This window comes from uncultured Erythrobacter sp. (assembly GCF_947492365.1).
Taxonomy (GTDB): Bacteria; Pseudomonadota; Alphaproteobacteria; order Sphingomonadales; family Sphingomonadaceae; genus Erythrobacter.
In genome coordinates this window covers 1,143,808-1,160,649 of record NZ_CANLMB010000001.1, presented here as the reverse complement: position 1 = coordinate 1,160,649, position 16,842 = coordinate 1,143,808, and the positions used below count along the sequence as shown (strand labels likewise).

General features: G+C 61.2%; 18 protein-coding genes and 1 tRNA gene. 12 read left to right on the top strand and 7 right to left on the bottom strand.

Annotated features, from left to right (window positions below; translation table 11 throughout):
* Positions 1-95: 95 nt before the first annotated feature.
* From Q0887_RS05650 to Q0887_RS05615, 8 genes are all read left to right on the top strand, one after another.
* Positions 96-3,266, top strand: a complete 3,171-nt coding sequence (locus tag Q0887_RS05650) for a YdbH domain-containing protein (RefSeq protein ID WP_299193057.1) — start codon at positions 96-98, stop codon at positions 3,264-3,266.
* A 68-nt stretch (positions 3,267-3,334) separates the two neighbouring features.
* A complete protein-coding gene (locus Q0887_RS05645) occupies positions 3,335-3,523 on the top strand; it encodes a YnbE family lipoprotein (protein WP_299193055.1) in 189 nt (62 codons plus the stop codon).
* 32 nt (positions 3,524-3,555) lie between these two features.
* A complete protein-coding gene (locus Q0887_RS05640; RefSeq protein ID WP_299193053.1) occupies positions 3,556-3,945 on the top strand; it encodes a YdbL family protein in 390 nt (129 codons plus the stop codon).
* A gap of 151 nt (positions 3,946-4,096) precedes the next feature.
* Positions 4,097-4,423 (top strand): AtpZ/AtpI family protein, encoded by a 327-nt coding sequence (locus Q0887_RS05635; RefSeq protein ID WP_299193050.1) that lies wholly within the window; start codon positions 4,097-4,099, stop codon positions 4,421-4,423.
* 82 nt (positions 4,424-4,505) lie between these two features.
* The gene (locus tag Q0887_RS05630) at positions 4,506-5,270 is read left to right on the top strand and encodes a F0F1 ATP synthase subunit A (RefSeq protein WP_299195247.1); all 765 of its coding nucleotides are present in this window, start codon (positions 4,506-4,508) and stop codon (positions 5,268-5,270) included.
* 50 nt (positions 5,271-5,320) lie between these two features.
* Positions 5,321-5,548 (top strand): F0F1 ATP synthase subunit C, encoded by a 228-nt coding sequence (locus tag Q0887_RS05625; RefSeq protein WP_027442220.1) that lies wholly within the window; start codon positions 5,321-5,323, stop codon positions 5,546-5,548.
* Positions 5,549-5,638: 90 nt separating this feature from the next.
* A complete protein-coding gene (locus Q0887_RS05620; RefSeq protein ID WP_299193047.1) occupies positions 5,639-6,133 on the top strand; it encodes an ATPase in 495 nt (164 codons plus the stop codon).
* Positions 6,126-6,641 (top strand): hypothetical protein, encoded by a 516-nt coding sequence (locus Q0887_RS05615; RefSeq protein ID WP_299193045.1) that lies wholly within the window; start codon positions 6,126-6,128, stop codon positions 6,639-6,641. The genes Q0887_RS05620 and Q0887_RS05615 overlap by 8 nt, the downstream gene beginning before the upstream one ends.
* A 63-nt stretch (positions 6,642-6,704) precedes the next feature.
* Here Q0887_RS05615 and Q0887_RS05610 read toward each other — a convergent pair whose 3' ends face one another.
* From Q0887_RS05610 to rpsA, 3 genes are all read right to left on the bottom strand, one after another.
* Positions 6,705-7,685 (bottom strand): NADPH:quinone oxidoreductase family protein, encoded by a 981-nt coding sequence (locus Q0887_RS05610; RefSeq protein WP_299193044.1) that lies wholly within the window; start codon positions 7,683-7,685, stop codon positions 6,705-6,707.
* Positions 7,686-7,689: 4 nt separating this feature from the next.
* Entirely contained in the window at positions 7,690-8,445 is a 756-nt protein-coding gene (gloB, locus tag Q0887_RS05605) for a hydroxyacylglutathione hydrolase (RefSeq protein ID WP_299193042.1), read from the bottom strand.
* A gap of 344 nt (positions 8,446-8,789) precedes the next feature.
* Complete coding sequence (gene rpsA, locus Q0887_RS05600) at positions 8,790-10,499, bottom strand: 30S ribosomal protein S1 (RefSeq protein ID WP_299193040.1); 1,710 nt, start codon at positions 10,497-10,499, stop codon at positions 8,790-8,792.
* A gap of 569 nt (positions 10,500-11,068) precedes the next feature.
* On the opposite strand from rpsA, the gene Q0887_RS05595 reads away from it, so the two are divergent.
* Entirely contained in the window at positions 11,069-11,629 is a 561-nt protein-coding gene (locus tag Q0887_RS05595) for a hypothetical protein (RefSeq protein ID WP_299193038.1), read from the top strand.
* A gap of 35 nt (positions 11,630-11,664) precedes the next feature.
* Here the strand turns inward: Q0887_RS05595 and Q0887_RS05590 are convergent, their stop codons facing one another.
* Genes Q0887_RS05590 through aroA form a run of 4 tightly spaced genes read right to left on the bottom strand, consistent with a single transcriptional unit; the run spans position 11,665 to position 14,374 of the window.
* Entirely contained in the window at positions 11,665-12,291 is a 627-nt protein-coding gene (locus Q0887_RS05590) for a d(CMP) kinase (protein ID WP_299193037.1), read from the bottom strand.
* Positions 12,288-12,560: a permease gene (locus Q0887_RS05585; RefSeq protein WP_299193036.1), complete on the bottom strand. Its 273-nt coding sequence runs from the start codon at positions 12,558-12,560 to the stop codon at positions 12,288-12,290. The genes Q0887_RS05590 and Q0887_RS05585 overlap by 4 nt, the downstream gene beginning before the upstream one ends.
* An 18-nt stretch (positions 12,561-12,578) precedes the next feature.
* Positions 12,579-13,019 carry a DUF411 domain-containing protein gene (locus Q0887_RS05580; RefSeq protein ID WP_299193035.1) on the bottom strand — a complete coding sequence of 147 codons (441 nt, stop codon included), beginning with the start codon at positions 13,017-13,019 and terminating at the stop codon, positions 12,579-12,581.
* 35 nt (positions 13,020-13,054) lie between these two features.
* Positions 13,055-14,374: a 3-phosphoshikimate 1-carboxyvinyltransferase gene (gene aroA, locus Q0887_RS05575; protein ID WP_299193034.1), complete on the bottom strand. Its 1,320-nt coding sequence runs from the start codon at positions 14,372-14,374 to the stop codon at positions 13,055-13,057.
* Positions 14,375-14,534: 160 nt separating this feature from the next.
* Here aroA and Q0887_RS05570 point away from each other — a divergent pair, with 160 nt between their 5' ends.
* The 3 genes from Q0887_RS05570 (at position 14,535) to ffh (ending at position 16,841) form a co-directional block, all read left to right on the top strand.
* Positions 14,535-14,879, top strand: coding sequence for an FYDLN acid domain-containing protein (locus Q0887_RS05570; RefSeq protein ID WP_299193032.1), 345 nt, complete (start codon positions 14,535-14,537; stop codon positions 14,877-14,879).
* Between the two features lie 284 nt (positions 14,880-15,163).
* Positions 15,164-15,239: transfer RNA gene (locus tag Q0887_RS05565), tRNA-Ala, on the top strand.
* A 123-nt stretch (positions 15,240-15,362) separates the two neighbouring features.
* Positions 15,363-16,841 (top strand): signal recognition particle protein, encoded by a 1,479-nt coding sequence (ffh, locus tag Q0887_RS05560; protein WP_299193030.1) that lies wholly within the window; start codon positions 15,363-15,365, stop codon positions 16,839-16,841.
* Position 16,842: the final 1 nt, after the last annotated feature.

The window sequence follows — 16,842 nt, the reverse complement described above, 5'->3', positions numbered from 1 at the left end:
TGGCTGAAGCCGAGCCCCAATCCGATCTGCCCGCAATCGCGAGGCGCTACAGGCGAGGTATGTGGCCTTCACGGTGGCGCTGGCGCATCAGTTTGATGGCGCTGATCGCACTTGCTCTGTTTGCGTTGATGATCTGGATCGGACGAGAACGGATTGCGGGCGACCTCATCGACGATGCGCTGGCTGAATACGGGATCGAGGCGAGTTACGATATCGTTTCAATCGGGCCACAGCAGCAAGTGATCGAAAATATCGTAATCGGCGACCCTACCGCTCCCGACTTCACCGCCGAGCGGGTCAATGTCGACATCGGGTTTTCGCTCGGCTCACCGCGCATCGGACGGGTCGAACTGGTTCGGCCGCGGCTTTACGGCACATTTCGCGAAGGCGTGTTGAGCCTCGGCGCGCTCGACCCGCTGATATATGGCAAGAGCGATGAGCCTGGCGGGCTGCCGGACTTCGATCTTGCCGTGATCGATGGCCGCGCGCGGATTGCTAGTGATTATGGAGTGATCGGACTGAAATTCGGCGGTTCCGGGCCGCTCGATGACGGGTTCGCCGGCAAGCTCGCCGCGACAGCGCCCGGCCTGACATTCGACGGATGCACAGCGCGCAATGTCACGATTTACGGCGATGTGACCACAAACAATGGCTCTCCGCGCTTCGAAGGGCCGATTCGATTGCGCGAAGGGCAATGCGGCGGCGCAAGCCTCCAAAGCGCCGATATTCTGGCTGCGCTCGAGCTTTCCGATGACTTCGCCACGCTCGAAGGAGATTTGGGGGTCGAGGGCGAGGAGGTCTCCTTTGCTGCCGGTTCACTCGACCAATTGCGCGGGAACTCGAGGTTCACTTTGGGCCTCGCCACCGGACCGGATGGCGGAATGGGCAATCTGGCGCTTAGTCATGATTTTGAGGGCACCGGCTTGGCGGCGAGCGGGGTCGGCTTTGAAGCGGTGACGCTTGAGGGAACCTTGCGAACGCGCGATGCAATGCAAAGCGGCGATTGGCAGGCGCGGATCGAGGGCGAGGGCGCGATGATTGACGCCGCGGGCGAGGCCGCGCTCGCCTCAGCGCGCGATGTGGCAGATGGCACATTCATCGCGTCTCTGCTGGGCAAGCTGGAGCGGGGATTGGCGCGCTCGGTCAATGGTGGGCGGCTGGCAGCAGACATCACGGCGCGTTCCAACTCAGACACTACCTCGATCATTGTACCCGAAGCGCGTTTGCGCAGCCCCTCAGGAGAGACAGTGCTGGCGCTCTCACGGGTGAGCTATTCAAGCAGAGGCGGCCGGCTATCGGGCAACTTCCTAACCGGGGGAGCTGACCTCCCCCGGATAAATGGCCGGATGCAGCAATCAGGCGATGGCGATTGGTCAGCGCGCATGACTATGGCCGACTTTCGCTCCGGACAGGACGCCTTGGCGATCCCGCGGCTCGAATTGCGGCAAGAGCGAGGGGGATCGCTTCGATTTAATGGAATGGTCGAGGCTTCAGGCGTTATCCCAGGCGGAGAGATGCGCGGGCTTGTTGTGCCTCTCGAAGGCAGCTGGTCGAGCCAGTCTGGCCTCCTCGTGGGCCAAAGCTGCACCGACATCGCCATCGGATCACTGAGCTACGCCGCGCTAACTCTGCAGGAGCGAAGCGTAACGATCTGCCCTGATGGCCGGAATGCAATGGTGCGTTATGCTGATCGGCTTGAGCTGGCGCTTGTCAGCGAAGCACTGGAGCTGGGCGGTGAGCTTGGCTCATCTCCCGCCACTATCCGCGCGGATAGAGCAAGGCTCAGCTATCCCGGCCCGTTTGTGGTTGAGGGGCTGGAAGCGGTGATCGGCCCCGACGATAGCGCCGCCAGAATGACTGCTGCAATCATCGAAGGAGGAATCGGCGACGAAATCGGCGGCACATTCGAGGGCGGAACCGCGGCGATTGATGCTGTCGTGCTTGACCTGTCGCAGATACGCGGAAGCTGGGCCTATCAGGACGGCGTTCTAAGCTTGGATGACGCCGCATTCACATTGACCGAACGCACTGGCCCCGGTCTTGCTCCCGAAGCGCGCTTCGAGCCGCTAACCGCCCAAGGTGCAACGCTTATACTAGCCAACAACGTTGTGAGCACCACTGCCGATCTTCGCCATCCGGCATCGGGCACAAAGGTCGCATCGCTCGCTATCGAACACGCGCTGGCAAGCGGGGTCGGCCATGCCGATATCGACGTGCCGTCCTTGCGGTTTGGCAATCGGCTCCAGCCGCAAGATCTCTCCTATCTTGCAAGCGGCGTAATCGCGCTGGCCGACGGAGAGGTGACAGGCGAGGGACGGATCGACTGGACCAGCGATGCAATCACATCCTCCGGCGCATTCCGGACCGACAATTTCGACTTTGCCGCCGCGTTTGGTCCGGTGAAGGGCGTGCGCGGGGAGATCGTTTTCACTGACCTCATCAACCTCACCACCGCTCCTTCGCAGGTGATTGAGATCGCATCGGTCAATCCAGGGATCGAGGCGCTGGGCGGGCGAATCAAGTTTGCGATGGAGAACGGGACGACCTTCCGCCTTGAGGACGGACGCTGGCCGTTCATGGGCGGAGACCTGATTCTGTATCCGACCACCTTTGAATATGGCGGAGCGGATGGGCAGAATTACGTCTTCGAGATCACCGGGCTCGATGCTGCCAGCTTCGTCTCGCAATTGGAGCTGTCCAATATCGGTGCGACAGGGACTTTTGACGGGACAATTCAGGTCTTTTTCGACGCGAATGGCAATGGCTCGATCGAGCGCGGACTGCTGATCTCGCGCCCGCCGGGCGGCAATGTCTCCTATGTCGGTGAACTGACCTATGAAGACCTCGGCACGATGGCGAATTATGCGTTCCAGACGCTGCGCTCGCTCGATTACAACCAGATGAGCATCGAGCTGAGCGGCAATCTGGGCGGGGAGATTGTCACCAATTTCAACATTGATGGCGTGCGGCAGGGTGAGGGCGCGAGCCGCAACTTCATCACCCGTCAGCTGGCCCAGGTGCCGATCCGCTTCAAAATCAATGTGCGCTCCGAAAACTTTGCGATGCTGGCGACGATTGCGCGCGGATTTCTTGACCCGACTTACTTCGATTCCGAATTTGCGCGCGAGTTGGTCGGTATTTCGGGAATCGAGTTGCTCCCTGCCGACGCACCGCAGCCACAGCCTGACAACACCGAAACACCGGACGAAGCGCAAAGGCGCGATGAACCCGCCGTTCAACCTCCAGAAAGCGATGACCTGCCATGAAAGACGCGAAATTGACCGCATTATGCGCCGCTGCCACAAGAGCGGGAACGTTTGGGCGAGGGCGTAGAATGCACGAGAATTTGGCGAAAGCCGGGTTGGTTATGTTGAGCGCAGCAGCGCTTTCGGGGTGCATCAATGTGAGCGCCCCCGAAGAGCCGATTGTGATCGAGCTCAACGTCAATATCCGCGCCGAGGTGCTTTACCGGCTGGCTGAAGACGCCAGCAACACGATTGACGAGAATGCAGACATCTTTTGAGCATCTGCTTGAAAGGTTGGAGGACTAGAAGAATGAATACGCTGAGAAAAACGCTGATCGCAGCCACCGCCGGCCTCGTTGCCGTCACCGGTTTCGTCGCGCCCGCACAGGCGCAGCGCGACCCGGCCTATGCCGCAGCGCGCGCCAATGGCACTGTGGGTGAGCAGATTGACGGATATCTCGGCATTGTCACAGGTGCGACGCCCGATCTTCAGCGGATGGTGAACGACATCAATATCCGCCGCCGCGCGGTCTATGCGGAAAAAGCGCAGGAAAACAACGCGACGCTCGAGCAATATGCGACCACCGCCGGTTGTCAGGCAATCGCGCGCACGGTGCCGGGTGAGAAGTATCAGGCGCCTGACGGCTCATGGCAGACCCGCACCGCCGCTCCGCCGGAACGACTGCCGATTTGCCCCTGATTTTCGCTCCGCGCCACGCCTTGTGCGGAAACTGCAACACCCCACCATTGACTTGAGAATTGCCACCTTCTAGGGGGCAGGCGCCCTCGGCGGGCACCTTTATGCTGCGTGCACATTTTCCCCCGGGGCTTACCCCTGTAAGGAAGCTTGCATGAGCGACGAGAAACCCGCCCGAGAGACCATCGCTGAGGATGCGCGGATCGACGCGCTCGAAGCGCGGCTCAAAGCCGCAAACGAGCGCGAAGAGGAACGCAACCAGCCAAAGGTGCAAGGTGTTGATGCGAATTATCGCAGCGGCAACCGGGTGCTGGCGGATTTGCTTGGTGGTATTTTCGGGGGCTTGGTGATCGGCTGGGCGTTTGATGCGCTTGTCGGAACCTCGCCCTGGGGTCTGTTGGTCGGCCTGTTCTTCGGAATAGGCGTCGCCTTCAGGAACATTATTCGCGCGGCAAATACGCGTCCTGAGGACCATGAATAGGTCCGTTTATTCGGGGCGCGTTTTTACTAATACTCGAGGGTAACGAAAGATCGTGGCAGCCGAAGAAGGCAAAGTCGATCCGATGAAGCAATTCCAGATCGAGCCACTGTTTGGCTCGGAAAACTGGAAAGATCTCGCCGGTTTCGACATCGCATTTACCAACTCATCTTTGTGGATGGCCATCACTGTCGTTCTGCTGTGGATTTTTGTCTATGGCGGGATGAAGCGCGAGCTTGTGCCCGGTCGCTGGCAGATGGCGGTGGAGACCTTCACCGGCTTCATCGACGACATGCTTGAGGCTAACATCGGCAAAGAGGGCCGCAAATACGTCCCTTACGTCTTCAGCCTGTTCATGTTCATCCTGTTTGCCAACCTGCTGGGACTAATGCCGGTCGGGATCATTCCGGGTGTCCACGCCTTTACCTTCACCAGCCATTTCACCGTCACCGGCGTTCTGGCCGCTATCAGCTTCTCGATCGTCTTGATCGTCGGTTTCTGGAAGCACGGGATTAAGTTCTTCACGCTCTTTATCCCGCACGGCACCCCGCTGCCGATGATCCCGGCGATCTTCCTGATCGAGCTGTTCTCGTTCCTCATCCGCCCGTTCAGCCTCGCGCTGCGTCTGTTTGTGGCGATGATGGCAGGTCACGTCCTGCTGAAGGTGCTGTCGAGCTTCGTCATTGACGGGGCCAATTACGGCATCGGCACCACGCTGATCGTGGCGCTGCCCAGTTTTGCCCTGATGATCGCCATCAGCGCGCTCGAAATTCTGGTCGCAGGCATTCAGGCCTACGTCTTTGCACTGCTCACGTCGCTCTACATCAACGACGCCGAGCATCTTCACTGATTTTCACAACTTCACTTTCCAACTAATCTGAATTTCAAGGAGTTTTTACAATGGAAGCAGAAGCAGCCAAGCTCGTCGGCGCAGGCCTCGCAGCAATCGGTGCCGGTATGGCAGCCATCGGCGTGGGTAACGTCTTTGGTTCGTTCCTCGAAAGCGCCCTGCGCAATCCGGGCGCCGCAGACGGCCAACAGGGCCGCCTGTTCATCGGCTTCGCCGCAGCCGAACTTCTCGGCCTGCTGGCGTTCGTCGTCGCGATGATCCTGATCTTCGTCGCCTAATCGAATGACGTTTGGGTAGGGGCTGGCCTTCGGGCCGGTCCCCCCGGACATTCCAGTCAAGATCCCGGACCCAGAAACGGATCCAAGTCCATGCCTCAGATAGCCCAGCTAGCCGATACATATTCCAGCCAGATCTTCTGGTTGCTCGTGTTCTTCGGCATCACCTTCTTCTTCATCGGCCGCGGGATGGTTCCCAAGGTCATGAGCACGGTGGCAGCACGCGATTCGCAGATCGCTGACGACCTCGCCGCGGCGCAAGCTGCGCGCGATGCGGCAGACGAGCAGGAAGAAGCATGGCGCGAACGCGAAAACGCCAACCGTGCCAAGGCGCAGGGTCTGATCGCCGATGCCAAGGCCAAGGGTGCCGCCGCTTCGGAAAAGAAGATCGCTGCGGCGCAAAAGCGGCTCGATACGAAACTCGCCAAGGCCGAAACCGAGATCGAAGCCGCGCGCACCAGCGCAATGGCTGAGATCGAGGACGTCGCAGCCGAAGCGACGCAGGACATCGTTTCGCGCCTTGCCGGGGCAAAGGTCAACAAAACCGCCGCACGCGCTGCGGTGAAGAAGGCGCTTGCTAATGGCTGATATTCTCACCCTTTTCATTGCCGACGGACCGTCTGCATTCGGGCTCGATTCCTATCAGTGGGTGTCGATTGCGATGCTCATCCTGATCGGTGTTTTCATCTGGAAGAAGGTCCCCGGCATGATCACCGGCGGGCTCGACGCCAAGATCGAAGAGATCAAGGCCCAGCTCGACGAAGCCAAGAGCTTGCGCGCCGAAGCCGAGGCTTTGCGCGACGAATATGCTGGCAAGATTGCCTCTGCCGAGAAAGACGCCGAAGCGATGATGGAAGGCGCGGCCCGCGAAGCCGATGCTATCCTCGCCAAGGCCGAAGCCGACAGCAAAGCCATGGTCGAACGCCGCAAGCGCATGGCCGAAGACAAGATCGCCGCTGCCGAGCGCGAAGCAATTGCCGGAGTGCGCGCCAGCGCTGCTAACGCCGCGGCTGCTGCATCACGCTCGATCATCGCTGAAACGCATGACGATGCTGCGGACAAGGCGCTGGCGGACGAGGTTATCGCCTCGCTTTAAGCCAACCGCGAATTACAGTTTGGAGAGGGGAAGGGCGGTCCGCGAGGGTCGCCCTTCCTGCTTCTAGCAGCCGGGCACAAACACCACTTTGCCGATCAGCTCGCGGTTCGCCATCGCGTTGAACCCTTCGTGCCAGCGCCATAGCGGCAGCGTCCGGTCGATCAGAGGATCAATGCACCCCTCCTCGGCAAGCTTGGCGATTGCCGCGTTGATCGCGCGGCCCCGCTCGGGGAAGCGCCGCGCATACTCGCCCGCGCGCAAACCCACGATCGAGAAGCCTTTGATGAGCGGGATATTGGTGGCGATATTGGCGATTCTGCCGCTGGTGAAGCCGACCACGACCAGCTTTCCTGAAAAGGTCACACAGCGGGTCGCCTCGTCAAACACATCGCCGCCGACGGGATCGAACACTATGTCGCACAGATGCCCTTCTGTGATCTGCGAAACCTCTTCGCGGAATTGCCCTTGTGTGAGGATCACCTTGTCAGGATTGGCCTGCGCCTGAATCTGGTCGATCTTTGACAGGCAGCCAGTCCCGGCGATCACCTTTGCGCCCATCGCCTTCGCCAGATCGATAGCGGCGAGGCCAACCCCGCCGCTCGCGCCGGTTACCAGCACCCACTGGCCTTCCTTGAGGTTCGCAAGCTCTACGAGGCCCGTATAGCCAGTTGAGTATGCAGCGCCCATCGCAGCGCCTTTTTCAAACGACATGCCCTTTGGGAGCGGCGACAGCCCGCGCTCGGGGATAGCGGCGAATTCGGCAAAGGCTCCGGTCTTGTTGCCGCCGATCACCTTGTCGCCCACCTTGAACGCGCTTTCCGCGCCGACCTCGACCACTTCGCCAGCCAGTTCCAGCCCGCTGGTGAAGGGCAGCTCGGGTTCGAGCTGATATTTGCCCCGCGTCATCAGCAGGTCGGGGAAGTTGAGCGAGGCCGCGCGGACCTGCACCAGAACTTCGCCTGCCGCGCGCTCGGGTTTCGGCAATTCCGCCAGCTGCGTGCCGGATAGATCGTCCGACAGATTGAGAACTCGAAGCGCCTGCACAGGCCTAGAAATTGTCCTTGGCGGCCCTAAGCGCGGCGAAGGTCTCATGCGGTGCGTTGCCGCCCCATTTGGCCTGCATTGCCGGATCATCGGCGCGCAGGAACGGGTTGGTGGCCAGCTCACGGCTCAGCACGGTCGGGACAGTCCATTCGCCGCGTGCGCGCTTCTCATCGATCTCGGCAGCATAGGCCTTGAGGTCTTCATTGTCGGGATCGGCATGGAGCGCGAACTTCGCGTTCGCAGCTGTGTATTCATGCGCGCAATAGAGCACTGTTGCGGTCGAGAGACGCTTGATCCGCTCAAGGCTGCGCCAGAACTGTTCCGGCTCGCCTTCGAACATGCGGCCGCAGCCCAGCGCGAACACGCTGTCTCCGACAAAGGCGATGCCTTCTTCGACAACGTGATAGGCGATGTGGCCATTGGTGTGGCCCGACACGTCGATCACATCGGCGCGGTGCTCACCGAGATTGACAGTGTCCCCATGCGAAACCACGCGGTCGATGGGGGAGAGCTTCTCGACTTCCTTAGGAGCCAGCACCCGCGCGCCTGTCGCTTCGACGATCTCAGCGTTCCCGCCTGCATGGTCGGGGTGCCAATGGGTGTTCCAGATATGGGTGATGGTCCACCCCTTGGCCTCGGCCTGCTTCAGATACTCCTTTGCATCGGGCGTATCGATCGCAGCGGTCTCGTTAGAGACCGAATTGTGGAGCAGGAATCCGTAATTGTCGGACAGGCAGGGGAATTGATGAACTGTAAGCATGGTCGCAGTCTACCACTTCAAGCGAAGTAGGAAACCCAAAAGAGAAGCCCCGGAGTCCTTGTTGGGCCTCAAGCGCCGGCGGCTGCGTCCGCAGCCTTGGCTATCCTCGCGCCTTCGGCGCTGCGGGCGCCCGGTCGGGCTTGCGGTCGCTTCGCGCCCGTGCTCCGCGACCAAGCCTCAAAGTGAAGAGGCCCGCCCTCCGACTTGGAGAGCGAGCCTCTTCTAACGTCTGCGGCACCCCTCCGACGCTTTAGCGTCGCAAGGCCGACTGGCCGTCGCGGCTTATGCCGCGGAAGCCAAGCGGGCCGGACGGCCCGCGCCCGGCGCTTGAGGGCGCATCAAGATCAATCGTCGCCCTTCTTGAGCGCTGCGCCCAGGATGTCGCCGAGCGATGCGCCGCTGTCGGACGAACCGAACTGCTGCACTGCTTCCTTCTCTTCGGCGATCTGACGCGCCTTGATCGAGAAGTTCGGCTTTTTCGAACGGTCGAAACCGGTGACCATCGCGTCGATCTTCGCACCAACCTGGAAACGGTCGGGACGCTGTTCGTCGCGGTCGCGGCCGAGATCCGAACGCTTGATGAAGCCCGTCGCGCCGTCGTCGCCGACCTGCACTTCGAGACCGCCATCGCGCACTTCGAGAACGGTGACAGTGACCGTTTCGCCCTTGCGCAGCGAACCGGCTGCGGCTGCGCCAGCTTCGGTCGGAGCACCCTTTTCAAGCTGCTTCATGCCGAGGCTGATGCGTTCCTTGTCGACATCGACGTCGAGAACCACAGCCTTGACCTGCTCGCCCTTGCGGTGGAGCGCCAATGCGTCCTCGCCCGAGATGCCCCATGCGATATCCGACATGTGGACCATGCCGTCGACATCGCCGTCGAGGCCGATGAACAGACCAAACTCGGTGGCGTTCTTGACTTCGCCTTCGACTTCGGCGCCAACCGGGAACTTCTCTGCGAACTCGTCCCACGGATTGCGCTGAGCCTGCTTGAGGCCAAGCGAGATACGGCGCTTTTCGCTGTCGACTTCGAGGACCATGACTTCGACTTCCTGCGAAGTCGAAACGATCTTGCCCGGGTGGACGTTCTTCTTGGTCCAGCTCATTTCGGAGACGTGAACCAGGCCTTCGATGCCCGCTTCGAGTTCCACGAATGCACCATATTCGGTGATGTTGGTGACCTGACCGGTGAGCTTCATGTCGACCGGGTACTTCGCAGCCACGCCATCCCATGGATCGCTTTCAAGCTGCTTCATGCCGAGCGAGATACGCTGTGTTTCGGCGTTGATGCGCACGATCTGGACCTTCACGGTGTCGCCAATGGCGATCACTTCGCTGGGGTGGTTGACGCGCTTGTAGCTCATGTCGGTGACGTGGAGCAGGCCGTCGATACCGCCCAGGTCGACGAAGGCACCGTAATCGGTGATGTTCTTGACCACGCCTTCGATGACCTGACCTTCAGCCAGATCGTTGATGAGTTCGCTGCGCTGTTCGGCGCGGGTCTCTTCGAGAACCGCACGGCGCGAGACGACGATGTTGCCGCGGCGGCGATCCATCTTGAGGATCTGGAAGGGCTGCGGCACTTCCATCAGCGGAGTGACGTCGCGCACGGGGCGAATGTCGACCTGGCTGCCGGGCAGGAAGGCAACGGCGCCGTCGAGGTCGACAGTGAAGCCGCCTTTGACGCGGCCGAAGATGCGGCCTTCAACGCGGGCGCTTTCGCCAAATTCGCTTTCGAGCTTGTCCCAGGCGGCTTCGCGGCGGGCGCGGTCGCGGCTGAGCATCGCTTCGCCATCAGCGTTTTCGACGCGGTCGACATAGACTTCGACTTCATCACCGACCGACAGGCCGTGATCGTCTTCACTGCGGGCGAATTCCTTGAGGTTGATGCGGCCTTCGCTTTTGAGGCCTACATCGATCACAGCATGACCGGCTTCGATCGCGGTCACGGTGCCTTTGACGACGCGGCCTTCAAAGCCGTCTTCGCCGGCGCCGCCGAGCTGTTCGTTAAGAAGCGCTTCGAAATCGTCGCGCGTTGGGTTGGCAGAAGATGCCATAGGTTGGGGTTTCCCGTTTACTGTTTGCTACCGGCCACCGGTTTGGAGTCTTCGCTCTTTCCGGGGTCTTAATCTGCCTCCCTCACACCATTGTGCGGGCTAGCAGGGCAAGAGGCCGACGTCTCCGCCAGGCCGAATGCGCAAGCGAAGGTCCGCGCAACCAGCGAGTGATTGGCAGACGGGCGCGCGCCTAGGACATCGAGGCGGCGAAGGCAAGCGATTTGGGGTGAGGCGTGCCGCGCGAAACCGCTGAGAGATGGACCGCGCAAGTGGGGTTTTTGAAAAACTCTGTTGCTCCCTGAAAGCCGCGCAATTCCGCCGCTGCGGGGAGGTCGGGCGCACGCGAAGTGTAACCTTTGCAATTTTGCCCTCCAGCAGCCTGCAATCAGGCGAGTTGTCAGCGGCGGAGAAAGCGGTGCGATCATTCCGCCACGATGGCGCAACTTGCCGCCTGTAGGAAAGCGCGAATTGCGCCGCCGGCCATCGCCCTAACCGTTTTCTAACCCCTTCGCGGCTATCGCCTTTTGCGAAATTCCGGGGTCAATCATTCAGAACGGGGACTATCGACAGTGACCATCTTTACAAAGCGCACCGCCGCGACCGCGCTGCTGATCGGCGCGGCTTCCATCACTACCGCTTGCGGCGGACATGGGCCGAACAGCTATCTGATGCCCAAAGATGCGGTGATCGCCAAGCTTGCTGATGCAGAGCGCGAGTTTGATTATATCGGCAGCCAGAAGCGCACGATCCGCTCCATCGCGGTCAACGGAGACAAGGTGCGGGTGCGCCTGACCTCAAGCACCAACGGGATGAAGCCCGCCAATTGCAACGCTTTGGTCGAAGCCATCGATGATGAATGGACCCGCGTTACCCCCGATTGCACCGACCGTTCGGGCGCGATTGATGAAACGGTCGCGCAGATCAACGAAATGCAGATCGACGAATTTGTGATCGCGGTGCTCTATGACAGGCCGGTCGATGCCGACATGGTCCTGCGCCGCACCAGCGCGGTCGCTATCGACAATCTGGACGAGATGAGCCGCGAGGCACGCGCCGCCAGCGATGCGGCGACCAATGGGTCCTCGTCCGGCAGTTGGGGCAGCGAAGACGGCAACGATTGGGGAAGCTAAAGCGCTTCTCTTTTTGCCTAATCCTGTCTTTTTGCCTAATCCTGCTTGAGCGCCTGCTCGACCTTTTCCAGCACCGCTTCGAACGCCGCTTCACGGTCCATTTCGGTCGTGTCGATGATATGGGCGTCGTCCGCCGCCCTTAGCGGCGCGTCCTTGCGGCCGATATCGCGCGCATCGCGGGCCACGACGTCGCGCTCGATCTCGATCAGCGGGATTTCGATCTCGCGATCTGCCATTTCCATCCAGCGCCGCCGTGCGCGTTCCTGCACGCTGGCTGTGATGTAGAGCTTTATGTCGGCATCCGGCGCAATCACCGTGCCGATATCGCGCCCGTCCAGCACAGCTCCGCCGGGCTGCTCGGCAAAGGCGCGCTGACGATCGAACAAGGCCTTGCGCACGCCGGGATGGATAGAGACACGGCTCGCCAGCCCGCCCACTTCCTCGCTGCGCAGGACCGGATCGTCCATCAGCTCATCGGGAAAGTCGCAGGCCGCAAGCGCATCGGCGGGATCGTCGGGATCGCCATTATTGATCGCCACCTGCCGCCCCACCGCGCGGTAGAGCAATCCGGTGTCGAGGCAGGGCACCCCCAGATGCGCGGCAAGCCGCTTGGCAATTGTACCTTTGCCTGAGGCAGTGGGGCCATCAACGGCGATGATCATGCACTTTCCTCCGGCTTTGCCGCGCGCATCCGCAGCGCCTTCACCAGCCCGAATATCGCAATCGCTGCCCAGAACCCTTCGAGCACGAGGCTGGGCCAGTTGGTGTGGACCAGCAGGCTGATGGTTAGAAGCGCCGCTCCGGCGAGATTGGTGCCGTGGAGGATATAGGGGTTGGGATCATTGACCCAGGTCAAATAGGCATAGGCGGCAATAATGCAGGCGGTGCCGACAAAACCGATGTTCGAGTAGATGTCGATGGCGCTATCCATGGCTCGGCAGGTTCCGGCTCAATCGTAAGACGCAAAGACGAAGCGGCCTTCATCGCCGAATGCGATCACCTGATAGGGCTGTTTGCGCTCCCCCATTTCCATGCCGGGGGAGCCTATAGGCATACCCGCAACCGCAATCCCGCGCACGCCCTCGGGCCGCTCGGCAAGCAGTCGCTCGATCTGTTCGGCGGGGACATGGCCTTCGATGATATAGCCATCGACGATCATGGTGTGACAGCCCCACAGGTCCTGCGGAATTCGGTGTTCCTGCTTTATGCGCGCCATGTCTTCAGTAACGGTTTCCTTGACCGCGACCTCGCTTTCATCGCGCACATGATCGGCCCATAATCCGCAGCAGCCGCAATAGGGATCGCGGAACATCTCGTATGTTGCAGCCTGCGCGGCGCTGGAACAGGCGGCCAGGAACAGCAGCATGGCGGCAATCGGGCGTCGGGTCATGGATAGGCTCCGCAGGTGAGAAGTGGCTGGGTCGCTCAGGAACTAGCGCGTTCGAGCAGGTCGGTGAAGTCGGGAAAGCTGGTCGCGATCGGCGCGGTGTCATCGATGGCAACGCCGTCGCGGCTCGCAAGGCCAGCCACTGCCATCGCCATCGCGATCCTGTGGTCGAGCTTGGTTACGACCTTAGCTCCGTCCTGCGTGCCCCTCAGAGGTTCTCCGCCCGTGCCGATGATGGTGAGGCCGTCTTCATGCTCGGCCACATGCGCGCCCGCAAGTTTGAGCGCGTCGGCCATGGTCGAGAGACGGTCGCTTTCCTTCACGCGCAATTCTTCGAGGCCGGTTGTTACCGTTGTGCCCTCGGCCACGGCAGCCGCGACGAAGAGGACGGGGAATTCGTCCACCATGCTGGGAACGATGGCGGGGTCGATTTCTGCGCCTTTGAGCGGGGCGTGGCGCACTCGCAGATCGGCCACCGGCTCTCCGCCAACTTCGCGCGGGAAAAGCTCTTCGATATCCGCGCCCATCTGGCGCAGGGCGTGGACAATCCCGGCGCGGGTCGGGTTGAGGCCGACATTCTCAACCACCAGATCGCTGCCCGGCACAATGCTGGCTGCGACGAGGAAGAAGGCTGCGGAGGAGGGGTCACCGGGCACGACAACATCCATCGGCTTGAGGTCAGCCTCGCCGTGGATGGAGATCACGCGCTCTCCGCTTTCTTCGCTGACTTCGACGGTCGCGCCAAAGCCGGTGAGCATCCGCTCGGTGTGGTCGCGGGTCGCAACCGGCTCGATCACCCGCGTGATACCCGGCGTGTTGAGCCCCGCGAGCAGGACTGCGCTCTTAACCTGTGCGCTGGCGACCGGCAGGCGGTAGGTGATCGGCACAGCAGGCGAAACGCCGCGCAGCATACAGGGCAGGGTGCCCCCGCTCGATGCTTCGAAACTCGCGCCCATCTGGCTGAGCGGTTCGATCACCCGGTTCATCGGGCGGCCCGAAAGGCTCGCATCGCCGGTGAAGGTCGCGGTGATGCTGTGGCTGGCGAGCAGGCCCATCATCAGCCGCGTCGAAGTGCCCGAATTGCCCATGTCGAGCGCTTGCTTGGGTTCCAGCAGACTGCCGAGCCCCGCGCCGTTCACGACCCATGTCCCATCAGCTTCGCGCTCCACCTGCGCGCCGAGCTGGCGCATGGCCGCGGCGCTTGCCAGCACGTCTTCGCCTTCCAGAAGTCCGGAAATGCGGCTCGTGCCCACAGCAAGCCCTGCAAACATCAGCGCGCGGTGGCTGATCGACTTGTCGCCGGGAACGCGGATGCGGCCTGTCAGCGCGCGCGATGATGTGAATGTTTGAATAGGCATTTCAGCGGCGGTCTTTGACAGCGCCTCCCCCATCTGGCAAGGCGCCGCGACTTCGGACGGGCCTCTAGAATCGCTCCCTTGAATCAATGGGCGTCCGGTCCCACAGATTACCGACCTATCAGCGTCTGCAATACAGGCGTGTTGACCTAAGGATTTACGAATGGCGAAGCCAGAATGGGGTACCAAGCGTACCTGCCCCAAATGCGGAACCCGCTTCTACGATCTCGGCAAGGATGACCCTGTCACCTGCATCGAATGCGCCGAGGAATGGGATCCGGAACCCGTGCTCAAGTCGAAGCAGCCGATCCCGCTGGAAGAGGCTGACAAGAAGAAAGACGGCGCAGCCGACAGCGATCTTGGCGGCGACGATGATGACGATGATCTGAAAGACATCGAAAACATCGACGACGATGATGATTCGCCCGACAACGATGTTGACCTTGGCGGCGACGATGACCTTGGCGTGACCAAGGGCAAAGGCGACGACGACGAAGCCGATATTTGATTGATTGATGGCGCACCCGCCTGTGCGGGTGCGCCCTCGGCGCTGTTCCTCCGCTGCGCTACGGGCGCCTGCGGGCGGGCAGTCGCCCTTGCAGTCGCATGAGCGACTGTTTTGACCAACTTTCGTCATCCCGGACTTGATCCGGGATCCCGCTTGTTTTTGCGAGTTGGCGAAAAGTGGTTGATTTGTTCAGGCGCTGGTCTTAATCGGCGCCGTCCTTGCGAAAGCAAGGCAACGGCTTTATCTTTGATGAAGCCAAAATCGATGAAACCAATTAATTTTGGGGGGCCTTAGCTCAGCTGGGAGAGCGCAACACTGGCAGTGTTGAGGTCAGCGGTTCGATCCCGCTAGGCTCCACCATCGAACCAAATCAGTCGGGTTTGCCCCAAGGCACATCCGCAACGCTGGCCGACGAGGTTTCGTCCGCCGGCGTTTTTCGCGTTTTATTCAGGCGGTCGTGCCTGAGCTTGGAGATGGAAGACGATGTTTGACAATTTGTCCGACCGCCTTGGCGGGGTCTTCGACAAGCTCAAGGGGCGCGGAGCGCTTAAAGAGCAGGATGTCCGCGATGCAATGCGCGAAGTGCGCGTGGCATTGCTCGAAGCCGACGTTGCGCTCCCTGTAGCTCGCCGCTTCATCGATGCGGTGACCGAAAAGGCCATCGGGCAGGACGTGCTCAAAGCGGTCTCGCCGGGCCAGCAAGTTATCAAGATCGTCCATGACGAGCTGATCTCGGTGCTTTCGGGCGGCGAGAGCGGCGAAGCCTCCGACGAAGAGGCGATGCTGGGCGAGGGGTTAATCCTCGAAGCCAAGCCGCCGGTCGTCATCATGATGGTCGGTCTGCAAGGCTCGGGTAAGACCACCACCACCGCCAAGCTCGGCAAGCTGATCCGCGAGAAGCACGGCAAGAAGGCCATGATGGCCTCTCTCGACGTCAATCGCCCGGCGGCGCAGGAACAGCTCGCGGTGCTCGGCGAACAGGTCGATATCGCGACCCTGCCGATTGTTGCAGGCCAGCAGCCGGTCGACATTGCGCGGCGCGCGATGGAATCGGCGCGTTTGCAGAATTTCGACGTGCTGCTGCTCGATACCGCAGGCCGTCTGCATGTCGACGAAGCGCTGATGGCCGAGATGAAGGCCGTTTCGCAGGTTTCGGCCCCGACTGAAGTGCTGCTGGTGGTCGATGCCCTCACCGGTCAGGACGCGGTGAATGTCGCGCAGAGCTTCACCGATGAAGTCCCGCTTACCGGCGTGGTGCTTACCCGTATGGACGGCGACGCGCGCGGCGGTGCGGCGTTGTCGATGCGCGCGGTCACGGGCAAACCGATCAAGTTTGCCGGTACCGGCGAGAAGCTCGACGCAATCGAAACCTTCCGTCCCGCCTCGGTTGCCGACCGCATCCTTGGCATGGGCGACGTGGTCAGCCTTGTCGAAAAGGCGGCTTCGTCGATCAAGGAAGAGGAAGCGGCCAAGCTCGCCGAGAATTTCGAGAAGGGCAAATTCGACCTCAACGATCTGCGCATGCAGCTAAAGCAGATGCAGAACATGGGCGGTCTTGGAATGCTCGCAGGCATGATGCCGGGCATGAAGAAGGCCAAACAGGCGATGGCGGCGTCCAATATGGATGACAAGGTGTTGGTCCATATGGACGCGATCATCGGATCGATGACGGCCAAGGAACGCACCAACCCCAATCTGATGAACGCCAAGCGCAAGAAGCGCGTCGCAGCAGGCAGCGGCACCGATGTCCAGTCGGTCAACAAGCTGCTCAAGATGCATCAGGAAATGGGCCGCGCGATGAAGCAGCTTCGCAAGATGGGCGGGCTCAAGGGCCTTGCCTCGATGTTTGGTGCCGGCGGCGGAATGGGCGGGGGTCTTCCCGGCCTTGGCGGACCTGGTGGAGGAATGGGCGGCGGCATGCCTCCCGGTCTCCCTGGCCTAGGCGGTCCGAAGAAGAAATAAT